The organism is Thioalkalivibrio sp. ALE11, from assembly GCF_000381205.1.
GTDB lineage: Bacteria > Pseudomonadota > Gammaproteobacteria > Ectothiorhodospirales > Ectothiorhodospiraceae > Thioalkalivibrio.
Map to the genome: position 1 here is coordinate 1 of NZ_KB906192.1, position 12,830 is coordinate 12,830.

A 12,830-nucleotide genomic window follows, 5' to 3' on the forward strand; every position below is an offset into this window, starting at 1 on the left:
CGTCTTCGGACGATGGGTACGGTCTTCCACCTCGGTGCGCCGGCGGCGCCACTTGCGCACCGTCATGCGACTGATGCCGTAGCGCCGGGCCAGTTCCGGGTCGCTGACGCCGGCCGGCGCCTCCTGCAGTTCCTGCCGGATCCGGGGTGTGGTGCGGGCGTTGGAATGGATCGTACTCGCCATGCGGTCAGCCTCCCGTTCGCTCATCGGGCACAATACTCATCCACTCCCGGGCATGAAACAGGGGTGCCTTCTCTCGCGGTATGCAATCAGACGAGACCTGACAAGTACCGCTCAGGTTGCGGTCTCCGGCGGCCTGCCGGCAAGCTCGAATTACCTCTCCACCATACCCGAGGAATCGTCATGAGCCGTTTCGAAGAACGCATCACCCGTCTCGAACAGACCCTGCCGCACGTGGAGCCGGCGGAGCTGGCGCGCTGGCGGGAGGCCGGTGAACCGCTGCTGCTGGTGGACGTGCGCCAGCCGGAAGAGGCGCAGGGAGCGTCCATCGAGGGGGCCGTGAACATCCCCCGGCCCAGGCTGGAGGCCAGCATCGAGTCCCATCTGGAGGATCCGGCGCAGCCCGTGGTGGTGTTCTGTGGCGGGCGCGGGCGCTCCCATCTGGTGGCCGAGAGCCTGCGCGCGATGGACATCGACGCCCGCGTGCTGCGCGGCGGATCGGCAGCCTGGCAGGAATATTGCAGCGAGTCGGGTTCCAATCCGAACCCGGGGTAGTCCTTCGTATGAGCAATAACGCTTCTTCGGCCGGTTGTGGCCAGGGCATGAATCCGGAACTCCAGCGCCGTCACCAGCACGACCAGAGCGTGTTTCACCGGCTGCTGGAACGTCACGATGCGATCCAGCGTACGGTGACCCACATTGACGGAGGGCTGCGCAGCGTCACGACCTCGCGCGATCCCGAAGTGGTCCGGCTGCTGCATGATCACGTGCCGGCGATGCACCGTCGGCTGCAGGAAGGTTTTCGGTTGCGCCGCTGGGACCCGCTGTATGTCGCGATCTTCGATCAGCGGCATCGGGTGTCCATGGACATCGAGCTGCGTGCCGATGGAGTGGTGGTCGAGGAGACCAGTGACGACGCCGAGGTGGTCGAGCTGATCCGGGCGCACGGCCGGGCGGTGGATGGCTTCGTGGCCAGGGGGCAGGCCGCCGCGGTACAGCCCTCCCCGATGCCGGGAGAGACGACCGAGATCTCCTCCTGAGCGTGGCGGGCAATCCCGGTTCTTGCGGGGTGGTGACAGAAACGACATGAAAACCGGGGGAAGGACTGCCCATAAAGGCAGCCCTCCCGGTCCCCGGACCGGACGTTCTAGAAGTCGTACCGGACCCCGGCGTGGAGGAAGCGGCCGGGATCCGCTGCCAGCGAACTTTCATTGTCGGCATCGAACAGGTTGTCGATCCCGCCGCGCAGGGTGACGTCCTCCCAGGCCGCCGGCGCGTACTCCACGTTCAGACTGGTCAGGGTGAACGAGCGATCCCATTCGTCCCCGGCCACGCGTACCTCATCCACGTAGCGGCTGCGCAGCTGCAGGCGCAATTCTTCCGTGGGCGTCCACAGTGCGCTCGCCACCATGGTGAGTTCCGGCGTGTCGCTCAGGGTCTCGCCGCTGTCCCGATCGATCGCATCCATCCAGGTGCCCCCCAGGCGCAGCTCCACCTGCGAGTTGAAGTCCGCGCCCAGGCGGGTCTCCACGCCGCGGGCGCGGGCGTTGCTCACGTTGCGGAACGTGCGGTAGTCGCCATCGCTCTGGGTCTGCGCGATCCGGTCATCGAACTCGGTATAGAACAGGCCCACGTCGTAATGCCCCGTGGTGGTGTCGCTCAGGCGCAGGTCGCCGGCGATGCCGAGCTCGGCATTGCGGCTGGTCTCGGGGTCGAGTTCATGGCGCGTCTTGCCGACAGCCGGATCGACGACATGGGCGCCCAGCACCCGCTGTCCGCGCGGGTTCAGGGTGTCCACGTGGAACGAACGCAATTCCGGCAGCTTGAACCCCTCGGCATACTGCACGCGCAGCCGGGCCTCGGGGGCCAGGCGATAGACCGCGCCGGCCTGCAGCGAGGTGTTGTCGACCTCGGTGGAGGTCTCGTCGTGGCGGGCGCCGTAGACCAGATCCAGGCGCTCGCTGATCGCCCATTCGTGCTGCAGGAACACCCCGCCGACCCACTGGTCGTCTTCCGGCTCGTGCGCCGGTTCGCGGTCGCGGTAGGTCTGATGCTTGTGTTCGAAGCCGGTCAGTACCGTGTGGCGGGCGTCGGGCCGCCAGGTGGCGGCGAAGTCGTGGACGCGGTCGGTGAAGGTGACCTCGCGCGGGCCGAATTCGCTGTCCCCGGTGGCATCGAAGCCGAAGTCCGCGGCCTCGAGGAAGGTGTTGGAGCGGTCCATCTCGAACTTGCTTTCGTAGGCCTGGTAATTCAGCTCCAGGGTGTCGGTCACGAACCATTCGGCGGCCACGGCCAGATCGCGCCGCTCGCTGTCCTCGCTGCGCTGTGCCGGGAACTGCAGGGCGCGCACCGGATCGCCATTGTTGTTCGTGTAGCCGGTGGCCACCGGCGGACGCTCGTGCAGGAAGCGCCGCTCGCGCTCTTCGCGCAGCAGGCCGGCCTCCAGCTCCACGTTGAAGTCGTCGGTGAACCAGTGGCTGACGCCGGCGCGCAGGTTGTAGACCCGCGCGCTCTCGCGGCGGTCCTCGTCGAAGGCGTAGCGGTCCTGGATCGCGTGGTCATCATCCAGCGCGCCGGACTCCGACGGCCGGACCTGCTCGCCCTGCTCGGCGATGCGCACGTCGGCAATGGCGCCTTCGGAATACGCTTCGCGGTCCAGCACATCCGCCAGCAGCCGGAACCGGGTGTCGCGGGTGCCGCCGCCCAGAAACAGCGAACCGTTGATGCGCTCCCCGCCATCGGCGCTGGCGGGCATGCCGCCCTGCAGCTCCACGCTGCCTTCGAAACCCGCATCCGGCCGGCGGGTGATCACGTTGATCACGCCGGCCACCGCATCCGAGCCGTACACCACGCTGCCGGGGCCCTTCACGATCTCGATGCGCTCCACGTGGCTGACCGGGATGCGGTTGAGCTCGAAGCCGCGGCCGGAGGTGCCGCTGATCCGGCGGCCATCCAGCATGTAGACGATGTCGGCGCGGCCGCCGCCGCGGATCGAGAAGCGGTTGCCGTCGGCACCGGTAAACAGGCTGGATCCGGCCTGCAGGGCCTCGTCCAGCATGGTCGCCCCGCTGCGACGGATGTCCTCGCCGGTGATCACTTCGGTGGAGGCGGGCGTGTTCTCCACCAGACGCTCGGTGCGGGTCGCCGCCGTTACGGTGACCTGTGGCAGTACCCGTGCGGAATCGTCGGGGTCTTCTTCGCCGGTGGCCGGCGGTGCCGCCAGCAACAAGGGCACGGCCGCGGCACCGCCCAGCAGGGCCGCGGGAAATCTCTTCTTCGGGAACATTGCGAACTCTCTTTGCGCACCGCCCGTGCGCCGTGGTCGTGGGTGTCGACCGCGGGGGTGCGGGCGTGCGCCATCGTCGGCGCGTCGTGAACGACGCGCAGCGATGTCGATTCGCCCGGCGATACCGCTCCCCGCGGTTCTCCGTTGTCCTCCGGGCCGGTCTCCGGGCTTGCGGGCTGGAGCCGTTGGCTCCGGGGCAGACCACCTTCCCGCGAAGTACGCCCTGAACGGACGCGTTCTTCGCAGTGGTTCGCATGGGTCTGCCGTGACCCGCCTACCGTTGCGGGGGCAGCGCCGGACTTGTGCGCAGGTCGAGGCCGGGCACGCACCGGACTTCCCGTTTCACTCGTCGTCGGGATGGCGACGAAGCACCCGGGGGAGACGGAATATTAGTGAGGACTAATGTGTTGTGTCAAACCAACAGTGTCCGGTTGACCCACGGTCGCGGCGGCCAGTGCCTGGCATGTGGTTTGCTTCGGGATCCAGATCGGACGGATTTAAAAAAGGGCCGCCGGGTCGGTGCGGGGGGCACCGAGAGCCGACGGCAAAATCCAGAAGAGATGGAGGAGAGAAGGGGCCAGGGGCCCCTGCATGGCGAACCGACGCTGAGCTGCCGTCGACTCGACAATGGGAATTATACACGGCCGCAAATTGGAATCAATCCATATTCGAAAATTTTTTGGAGATGATTTTCCCCTTTTGACAGTAACTTGCGAGCGTTCGGGTGTCACAGGTGGCATTTTATTGTATTAGCAGCTGCCAATATTCGCAGTTCAGGGCGTGACCGGATCGGCGGCATCGGCATGTGGCCGCGTCATGGCGGGAAATACGAGTTGGCAGGGAGATTGCTTCTTCCGGGCAGGATCATCAGCAAGAGGCCGACAGACCATGACGATGCACCTGAGAATGATCGATTGCGGCGGTCACCTTGACGCCGAAGCCCGCAAGCAGCACGAGCGTGAGCAGGTGGTCTTTCAGCGCCTGCTGGAGTCCCACGACGCAATCCGGAGGGAGCTGGAGTTCATCGAGGGTGGTACCCGGACGGTGACGACGGCAACGGATCCGGAACTGGCCGCACTGCTGCGGGTGCACGTGCCGGAACTGCATCGGCGGCTGCGCGAGAGCGCACACTTGCGTGACCGTGATCCGCTGTATCGCACCCTTTTCGAGCAGCGCGGGCGCATCGAAGTGCACGTGGAAGAGCGCCCGGACGGCGTGGTGGTGGACGAGGTCAGCGAGGACCCGGATCTGGCGCACAAGCTGCGCGAGCACGCCACGCAGGTGAACACCTTCGTCCTGGCGGCGCGCGAGCTCGCTCGCCAGTACCCGCCGGTGATGGCCGATGATGCGGCGCCCGAGCGGGTTGGCCGGGTGGCCTGAAGGCGGTCGACCGCGCCGGTTGCGGAAACCGTTGAGCCGGACCGGAACGTGGCGGGCGTCCCGAAACGGAGCTTGCCAAATCCCCGAACGGCACCTACAAGAATGGGTGGAGTCCACACAACCCTGGAGGTTGATATGTCCCCATCCATGCGTTCAGCACTGTTGGCCGGCGGCCTGATGACTCTGGCCGCCGCGCCCGTTCATGCCGATTCGGCCACGTTCAACACCCCCAGCCTGACACCCGAAATCGCGACCAAGGCCGTCGAGGCCGCGGTGGATGCCTGTCGTGATCGCAACGCACAGGTGACCGCGGCGGTGGTCGACCGCTTCGGGACGACCCAGGCTCTCAAGCGGGATCGGTTCGCCGGTCCGCACACCGTTGGCACTGCACAGAGCAAGGCCTGGACGGCGGTCAGCTTCCGTACCGATACGCTGGAGCTGCGCGGGGACACCTTCCCGGGCGAGGGCAGCTACGGCATCCAGCACCTGCCCAACGTCACCATCCTGGGCGGCGGCGCTCAGGTCACCTCCGACGGGCGCATCGTCGCGGGCATCGGGGTGTCGGGTGGTCCCAGCGGCGATGTCGACCACCAGTGCGCGATGGATGCGATCGACGCCATCCAGGACGATCTGCTCTGACGGTGCATTATCCGGCCCTGCCCGTACCGGGGAGGGCCGGTTTCAGCGGCGCTTCTTGCGCCCGCGCCGGCGGCGGCCGACCTTGACCCGCTCCGCCGCGGCCTGCAGATGCGCACGGGCCTCTTCCGGCACACGGCGCGAACAGCGCACGCGAACGCCGTCGCGGCCACGCACCGCGGTGATCCTGCCGCCCTGCAGCCCGTGGCGGCTGACTACCTCGCGCACCGCGTGCAGGAAATTGCGCGGCGGATCCCCGCGGGTGGTGTGCACGCTGCCGTCTTCTTCGATCACCACGCTGAACAGGATGCTCACCTGCCATACCAGCAGAACGGCGGCGATGATCAGAAAGCCGATCATCAGCACAAAGGCGATGAACATCATCAGCGCAGCACGAAGACCGAAACCGGGAGGCGCCGGGCGAGCTCACCCGCATTCGAACTGATCAGATGCAACCGGTCGGCCACGCCCGGGATGTGCGAGGCCATCACCACCAGGTTGGCATCCAGTTCCTTCTGCGCCTGAGCCAGCTTGTCATCCAGCTCCACCGCCACGTCGTTGCTGTGCATCAGCTTCGAATCGGTGCGAATGCCGTATTTCTCGCCCTGTTCGCGGGCGAAGTCCGCCAGATGCCTTGCCATTTCCTCCGGGGTCCGGGCGGCTCGGTTGGCCAGGCTCCCCGAAACCGTCACGTAGTACACCGTGGCGTCGTACTCCCGTGCCATCCTGGCCGCGATTTCGAGGCTGTTCTGCAGCTTGTCGGTGTGTTCGAGATCCACCGGGATCATGATTCGTTCAAACATGGTTGTTTCCTTAACGGTTCGGTCGGCCCGCCCGACCTTTCAGCCGTATAGCAGATTCCGGCGGGGCGGGGCAGTCGGCTGACGGCCACGGTGATATGGTTTCACAGTTTTTGTCCCGGAGGATATGCGTTGGCAGCGGAAACAGGGGGCGGGGAAGACCCGTACAAGGTCCGGCTGACCCCGGCGTTCTCCGTACTGGTGGGGGGGCACCGCGGGCAGCGGCTGGAGCGCAACTGGCTGTCGCACGGAGATACCGAAGCCCGCCGGGCCAGTCTGCAGGCCACCCTGGAGCGGGTGCTGCGGCGGCTGTACGGCGCGGCCGCGGAACGTTTCGCCAGTACCGATGCGGTGTATGCGGACGTGTCGCCGGTGATGCGGCTGATCACCGGGCGTGCCACCGGAACCAACGAGCTGGCGCGATCCGCGGCCGCGCGTCTGGATGTGGACCTGCATCTGATGTCCACCAGCCCCGAGACGGCCGGCGAGCCGGGAGCGCATGCCCGCCGTGGCGTGGTGCTGGGGGCCGAGCCCGTCCATGGTGCGGAGGGCCCGCCTGAGTCGGTGCACCGCCTGCGGGATGACCTGGCGCTGACGTTTTCGGACATGCTGGTGGCCGTGTGGGACGGGCAGGAACCCCACGAGGTCACCAGCGGCGCGGGGCAGATGATCCGCGACGCGGTGATGCGCCGACAGGGCGTCCTGCTGCTGTATCTGGACCCGGAGCAGGACACCCCGCAGCTGATGATGCTGACGGCGGCGCGGGTGACCGACGCGGCGCTGACCCGCCTGGACGTGATGGAAGTGACCCCGGCGGCGCTGCTGTCGCTGTTCGACCCGGTGGAGCTCGACTCCCGCCGGATCGACGAGTGGCTGGAACGCATCCTTTGTCCGTTCACCCCGGCCCTCGACGAGACCGCCACCGAGAATCGCCTGATCCGGCGGATCGATGACCAGGTGGGGGTGGGGCACTACGTGGTCTGGTGGGGGCTGTGGCTGCTGGGCCTGGTGGGGCTGGCCCGACGTCGCCGGCGTCCGCCGGGGTTATGGAACTGGGTGACCGGCAGCTGGATGTGGCTGCACGCGATGCTGGAGCCCCCGGCGCGCAGTCAGCCCTCGCGTGTGGTGGAACTGCTGCAGACCGATGCCCGCGACGAAGTGCGCCGCCACTGGCTGGTGAACCGTCTGCATGCGGCATCCTCCGCGCTGGCCATGCTCGACCTCCGCGGGGCACTGCGGGCCCTGCGCCCGGCGCCGTCCCGCGGCAACCGCTACAACGCGGTGCGTCCGAGCCCCGAGCGCGAGGCCGAGCACCCCATCCGCGAACCGGCGTTCGAGCACTTCTTCAACTGGTCCGACGAGCAGGCGGGCATCTTTGCCACGCGCCACCAGGACGACACCTGGATGATCTACTACGCGGCGGCGATGGCGGTGTTCGCCGCGGTGGCCGGGGCCCTGCAGGTGTGGCCGGCGACGCCCGGCGAGGTGCCTTATTTCTGGATCGCGGTGGAGTTCGTGCTGCTGCATTTCATCGTGCGGCGCGTGCTGAAGGCCCGCTACCGCGATCACCACGGACACTGGATCCGCTTTCGCTTCCTCGCCGAGCAGCTGCGTTATCTGCGTCTGGGGTATCCGTTACTGGTGCTCCCGAGGACGTTTTCCGCACCGTACTGGCGGCCGGAGAACCGCCGCCCCGAAGGTCGCCCCATGGAACTGCATTCGGAGCTGGAGAGCACCGAACTGTGGGTGCTGCAGCGCCTGCTGGTGGCCGAGGGCATGCCGCAGGACCGCCGTGGCCGCGTGCCCTACCGGATGAGCGAGCACAACGAGGCGGCACTGGATTACATCCACGACGTGCTGGACGAGCACCGCGAGTATTACCGGCGCTCGGCCCACAACCTGGAGATGAACCACAAGTACCTGCACCGGCTTGCGTTCACGCTGTTCTTCGCGACCTTCCTGGTGGTCACGCTGCACTTCTTTTTCCACTTTCCGTGGAGCCTGTTCTTTACCGCGTTCTTCCCCGCCTGGGGTGCGGCGATCCACGGCATCCTCGCGCAGAACGAGGTCGTGCGCATGTCGGCGATGTCCGGCCAGGTCTGGCGCCAGCTCCGCACCCTCGAGGAGGCCTTCGCCCTGCACAAGCAGGTGCAGGAGGACTACGCCGTGGAGCAGACCCGCTGGATGCGCACCGAGGAACTGCGCGAGCTGGTGGGCGCGGCGACGCACATCCTGTCCGACGCCAACCGCTACTGGCGTTCCCTCCTGCGCCACAACCAGGCGGACCTGCCGGGCTAGATGCGATCTCTCAATAGGTGGCGTCGAGGATGGTGTAGCCCTCGGCGCGCCAGCGCAGCATGGCGATCGGGGCCTGTTCCACCGGCCGTATGAAGTCCGGCAGGTCCTCCGGGGCCAGGTCCAGGCGGCGCAGGCTCGCGGCATCGGCCTTCAGCCGTACGCCGTCCTGCGCGGCCAGCCGCGCCAGGCGGTCGCGCACGTGGCCGGCCGCGGTGGCGTCTTCCAGCGGGAGGTGGTCGTCGCGCGTGACCAGCAGGGCGGTGGCTGCATCGCGAAAGCTCAGGATCATGTCCGCGCGCACGTCCTGCGCACGCACGGACTCCAGGGTCTTCTCGATAATGCTGATGCGCGCGATCAGGTGCTCCGGGCGCTCGTTGGTGATGTCCCAGACCATGCGGGCCTCGTCCAGGCCCGCCAGCGCGCGGGCATCATCCGGTTCTCCGCGCCACTGCTCCAGGATCTCCAGCACGGGCTCGATCGCCGGCGGGGTGTCCGTCAGGGTGGGTACCAGCAGGCCGCGGTGCGAGCCTTCCACGACCAGCGGTTCCGGGTGCCCCTCCAGGGCCAGGGAGTCGACCGGGACCACGCCGTCGCCCAGGCCTTCGCCGGTCTGGTCCAGCCAGTCGGCGATGCGCCGGGGCAGCTCGGGGGCGTCCAGCTGTTCCCCCATCTGCTGCAGGCCGCGTTCCATTTCGGGCGTGGGTTCGGCCAGCACGCCGCCGATGATGCGTACCGGAATGTCGTCGGGCCACGGACGGGCGTTGAGCTCGGTCAGGAACCGGCTGTCCGGGCGCAGGTCGATCTTGGCCGCGCCGGTGCCGTCGCGCAGCCCGGCGAACAGCGAGAACCGCTCCTCGCGGATATCGGCGAACCATTCACGCAGCTCCAGCCACATGCGCAGCCGCGCCCATTCCGAGCCGTGATTGGGCGTGGCGATCAGGATCACGCCGTCCACCGGCGGGCCCCCGATGCGCGGCTCGCCGTCGGCCGGGTGCCGCCAGCGCGTAATGAAATCGCGGATCACCAGGCCGCCCATGGAATGGCCGATCAGGATGACCGGATGATCGGCGTCCAGGTCTTCCCAGTGTTCCGCCAGCAGGTCGGTGCTGCGGTCGATCGCCTGGTCGTTGGGGTAGCGGAACTCCCAGGGGTTGAAGGCTGCCCCGTCCAGCGCCACCGCCAGTTCGTCCCAGATGTTGCCGGGCTCGTCCAGTCCGTGCAGCAGGATGGCATCCGGAGCCGCGGAGTCCGGGTAGCGTTGCGAGCGCGGGACCCAACCGAGCAGTTCGTCGGGCAGTTCCATGGCCTCGGGGAACCACTGCTCCAGGCGGTCGTGAACCTCCACGCGCAGTTCCCGCTCCTGCTCGGGCTGAAATTCGCCCCAGAGCGCCCAGACCCCCAGAGCGAACAGGGGCAGGGCGATCAGCACCAGCAGGGTCAGGCGCAGACGACGCTTCATGGATGTCTCCCGCAAACCGGAGGCCCGGTTCTTTTCATGGTAGTGGTCACCTCATAACGTGCGGGCGTTTTCCGTGTCTATACTGGGATCCGCGTGCCGCCATGCACGCCGAACGCCAGCCGGGAATGGAATACCGTGAACGATACAGAAGGACAGCCCGTACTCCCCGCGACCTTCGCCGGGTCTTCGTCCGTGCCGGTGGGCGAGATCGCCCAGCGCGATCTGGTGCGCTGTGCCCCGGATGAGAGCGTCGCCGAGGCGGCGCGGCGCATGCACCGGGCGCGCTGCAGCTCGGTGGTGGTCGTGGGCGAGGATGACCGCCCGCAGGGCATCTGGACCGAGCGCGACGCCCTGCGCCTGGATCCCGCGCGGATGGAAGAACGCGACCGCCCCATGGCCTCGGTGATGACCTCGCCGGTGCGCAGCATCCCCGGCTCGGTGTCGGCGACCGAGGCCCACGGCATCATGACCGAGGCGGGCATTCGCCACCTGCTGGTGATCGATGACGACGGCCGGCCCTTCGGCATCATCTCGCAGACCGATCTGGCGCTCAGCCACGGGGCCGAGGCCTACCTGCGTTTGCGCGAAGTGGGCACGGCACTGGGGGGCCGTCCGCTGCGGCTGGAGGCCGAACAGCCGTTGTCCGATGCGACCCGCGCGATGTCGCGGGCCGGGGTGGCGGCGGCGGTGGTGTCCTGGGTCGACGGCGGGCCGCCGGGCATCCTGACCGAGCGCGACGTGGTCCGTCAGCTGACGCGCGCGGCGGAGGATCCGTCGGTGGCGGAGGTCGCCAGTCGGCCGCTGCTGACGGTGGATACCGAGGAAAGCCTGTTCCGTGCGCGCCAGATGATGCTGGAGCACGGCATCCGCCGCCTGGGGATCACCGATCCGGAGTCCGGCGAGGTGCTCGGACTGGTGGGATTCGCCGAGCTGCTGGCGTCCACCCAGTCGCGGCTGCTGGAGGAGCTGGGCGAGGCCCTGCGTCAGGCCCGCGATGAGCTGCGCCTGGCGCGGCGTCAGGAACGCCGCTTCGAGGAAGTGCGCAAACGCGCGCCGGTGGGGCTGCTGATCCTCGACTCGACGGGCGTCATCCAGGATGCCAACCCCATGGTCGGCCGCCTGCTGGGACGCGATCCGCTGGCCCTGATCGGCTGCCCGCTGGCCGACTATCTTCCCGGGCAGCCGGCGCTGTACCGCGCCCTGGATGAACTGCAGGCCGGCAACGACGAGGAGCTGCGCCTGGAGCTGCGGCTGGAACATCCGACGCGGAAAGATCGCGAACAGTGGGTGGAGGTCGCGGCGTCGGTCTTCCGCGAGGCGGGGGATACGCCGCACATGGTCAGCATGGTCCTGGCCGACATCAGCGACCGCGCCGAGCGCCGCGCGCTGGAGGTCGAGCAGCGGCTGCTGGCCACCGCCTTCCACACCACCCATGCGCTGCTGATCTGCGACCCGGACGGGCGCATCGAGCGGGTCAACCCGGCCTTCACCGAGACCACCGGTTATGCCCCGGAGGAGGTCATCGGGGCGACTCCGGCGATCCTCTCGTCCGGGCGGCACGACACCGAGTTCTACCGCGAGATGTGGACCCGCCTGCAGGCCGAGGGCCGCTGGCAGGGCGAGGTATGGAACCGGCGGCGCAACGGCGAGGTGTATCCGCAGTGGGAGTCCATCACCGCGGTGTACAACGACGCGGGCGAGCTGGAGCACTACGTGGCGGTGTTCCATGAGATTACCGAACAGAAACGCCTGGAGGCGGAGCTGGAGCGCTTCGCCACCCACGATCGCCTGACCGAGATCTACAATCGGGCCAAGCTGCACGCGCTGCTGGAGCAGGCTCATGCCGAGCGGGAGCGCTACGAAACGGCATTCTCCCTGATCATGTTCGATGTCGACCATTTCAAATCGGTCAACGATACCTGGGGGCATCTGGCCGGGGACAGCGTGCTGCGCGAGCTGGCCGACCGGGTGCGCACGGTGCTGCGTTCCACCGATCACTTCGCGCGCTGGGGCGGGGAAGAGTTCCTGGTGCTGGCGACGCATACCGACGCCGAGGGTGCCTGGACCCTGGCCGAACGCATCCGTCGGGTGGTCGAGGACAAGCCGTTCGAAACCGTGGGCGGGGTAACGGTCAGTCTCGGGGTGGCTGGTGCGGAGCGGGGAGAGAGCCTGCGGCGGCTCGAGGAGCGCGCCGACCAGGCGCTTTATCGCGCCAAGCGTGGCGGGCGCAATCGGGGGTGTACGGCCTGAGGCCCGGCCTCCCACCGGCCGGATGTAACCGTGGGAGGCCAGCCTCTGGCCGAATCGGCGCGAAAATCGGCCGGAGGGCCGGCCTCCTACCGGCCTTCGACGGTCGTCAGGCCCAGGGTGTGCCACATCTGCATGCCGCCGCGGTACCACTTGATCTTGTGGCCCGGGTACCCGAGGTTGGTCAGCGTGCGGATGTTGGTGGGCGACTGGCCGCACCACGGGCCGTTGCAGAACAGCACCAGGGTCTTCGCGTTGGAGAAGTCCAGCAGATCCCAGTGATCCATCACGCTGAACTTGTCGAGCATGATGTCGCGTACGTCCGCGGGCTCGGCGTCGCCGTCGATGTTCAGCTCCTGCCACGGGATGTTGATGGCCCCGGGGATGGTGCCGCGGGCGTAGACATGATGGATTGACCTGCCCGACCTCGAGAGCGTGGGTTATGTTCTCGGGGTTGGGACAACCACCTTCAACACAGAGCCAATATCGAGGGGGCAGGTCATGAACCAGTTTAGCGCGGAAGGGATGAAGGATGCAGGGCCGG

General features: G+C 67.7%; 10 protein-coding genes, 2 pseudogenes and 1 riboswitch. Of the genes and pseudogenes, 6 read left to right on the forward strand and 6 right to left on the reverse strand.

Annotated elements, in window-relative coordinates; all coding sequences use genetic code 11:
- Positions 1-183 (reverse strand): helix-turn-helix domain-containing protein (locus F620_RS0113450; RefSeq protein WP_196802056.1); only part of this gene is annotated, 183 nt, incomplete at its 3' end.
- A gap of 180 nt (positions 184-363) precedes the next feature.
- On the opposite strand from F620_RS0113450, the gene F620_RS0113455 reads away from it, so the two are divergent.
- A complete protein-coding gene (locus tag F620_RS0113455) occupies positions 364-735 on the forward strand; it encodes a rhodanese-like domain-containing protein (protein WP_019570973.1) in 372 nt (123 codons plus the stop codon).
- A gap of 47 nt (positions 736-782) precedes the next feature.
- The gene (locus F620_RS0113460; protein ID WP_019570974.1) at positions 783-1,220 is read left to right on the forward strand and encodes a hypothetical protein; all 438 of its coding nucleotides are present in this window, start codon (positions 783-785) and stop codon (positions 1,218-1,220) included.
- Between the two features lie 107 nt (positions 1,221-1,327).
- Here F620_RS0113460 and F620_RS0113465 read toward each other — a convergent pair whose 3' ends face one another.
- Positions 1,328-3,466, reverse strand: a complete 2,139-nt coding sequence (locus tag F620_RS0113465; RefSeq protein WP_019570975.1) for a TonB-dependent siderophore receptor — start codon at positions 3,464-3,466, stop codon at positions 1,328-1,330.
- A 136-nt stretch (positions 3,467-3,602) separates the two neighbouring features.
- A riboswitch (cobalamin riboswitch) is annotated at positions 3,603-3,857 on the reverse strand.
- Between the two features lie 497 nt (positions 3,858-4,354).
- Here F620_RS0113465 and F620_RS0113470 point away from each other — a divergent pair.
- Positions 4,355-4,846, forward strand: a complete 492-nt coding sequence (locus F620_RS0113470) for a hypothetical protein (RefSeq protein WP_051081259.1) — start codon at positions 4,355-4,357, stop codon at positions 4,844-4,846.
- A 135-nt stretch (positions 4,847-4,981) separates the two neighbouring features.
- Positions 4,982-5,485 (forward strand): heme-binding protein, encoded by a 504-nt coding sequence (locus F620_RS0113475; RefSeq protein ID WP_038031250.1) that lies wholly within the window; start codon positions 4,982-4,984, stop codon positions 5,483-5,485.
- Positions 5,486-5,527: 42 nt separating this feature from the next.
- Here F620_RS0113475 and F620_RS0113480 read toward each other — a convergent pair whose 3' ends face one another.
- Both F620_RS0113480 and F620_RS0113485 read right to left on the reverse strand, forming a co-directional pair.
- Entirely contained in the window at positions 5,528-5,866 is a 339-nt protein-coding gene (locus tag F620_RS0113480; RefSeq protein ID WP_019570978.1) for a DUF3634 family protein, read from the reverse strand.
- A complete protein-coding gene (locus F620_RS0113485) occupies positions 5,866-6,285 on the reverse strand; it encodes a universal stress protein (RefSeq protein WP_019570979.1) in 420 nt (139 codons plus the stop codon). Before F620_RS0113485 ends, F620_RS0113480 begins: the two co-directional genes overlap by 1 nt.
- 129 nt (positions 6,286-6,414) lie before the next feature.
- Here F620_RS0113485 and F620_RS0113490 point away from each other — a divergent pair, with 129 nt between their 5' ends.
- Complete coding sequence (locus F620_RS0113490; protein WP_019570980.1) at positions 6,415-8,580, forward strand: hypothetical protein; 2,166 nt, start codon at positions 6,415-6,417, stop codon at positions 8,578-8,580.
- Positions 8,581-9,013: 433 nt separating this feature from the next.
- On the opposite strand, the pseudogene F620_RS14525 reads toward F620_RS0113490, so the two are convergent.
- Positions 9,014-10,039: pseudogene (locus tag F620_RS14525) on the reverse strand (esterase/lipase family protein); the annotation flags it as partial.
- A gap of 135 nt (positions 10,040-10,174) precedes the next feature.
- On the opposite strand from F620_RS14525, the gene F620_RS0113500 reads away from it, so the two are divergent.
- A complete protein-coding gene (locus tag F620_RS0113500; protein WP_019570982.1) occupies positions 10,175-12,289 on the forward strand; it encodes a diguanylate cyclase in 2,115 nt (704 codons plus the stop codon).
- Positions 12,290-12,375: 86 nt separating this feature from the next.
- On the opposite strand, the pseudogene F620_RS14530 reads toward F620_RS0113500, so the two are convergent.
- A pseudogene (locus tag F620_RS14530) lies at positions 12,376-12,687 on the reverse strand (rhodanese-like domain-containing protein); the annotation flags it as partial.
- Positions 12,688-12,830: the final 143 nt, after the last annotated feature.

Bases quoted from the DNA above. Each gene is read 5' to 3' on its own strand.
- F620_RS0113455 (WP_019570973.1), top strand. From the start codon at position 364: ATGAGCCGTTTCGAAGAACGCATCACCCGTCTCGAACAGACCCTGCCG.
- F620_RS0113460 (WP_019570974.1), top strand. From the start codon at position 783: ATGAATCCGGAACTCCAGCGCCGTCACCAGCACGACCAGAGCGTGTTT.
- F620_RS0113465 (WP_019570975.1), bottom strand. From the start codon at position 3,466: ATGTTCCCGAAGAAGAGATTTCCCGCGGCCCTGCTGGGCGGTGCCGCG.
- F620_RS0113470 (WP_051081259.1), top strand. From the start codon at position 4,355: ATGACGATGCACCTGAGAATGATCGATTGCGGCGGTCACCTTGACGCC.
- F620_RS0113475 (WP_038031250.1), top strand. From the start codon at position 4,982: ATGTCCCCATCCATGCGTTCAGCACTGTTGGCCGGCGGCCTGATGACT.
- F620_RS0113480 (WP_019570978.1), bottom strand. From the start codon at position 5,866: ATGATGTTCATCGCCTTTGTGCTGATGATCGGCTTTCTGATCATCGCC.
- F620_RS0113485 (WP_019570979.1), bottom strand. From the start codon at position 6,285: ATGTTTGAACGAATCATGATCCCGGTGGATCTCGAACACACCGACAAG.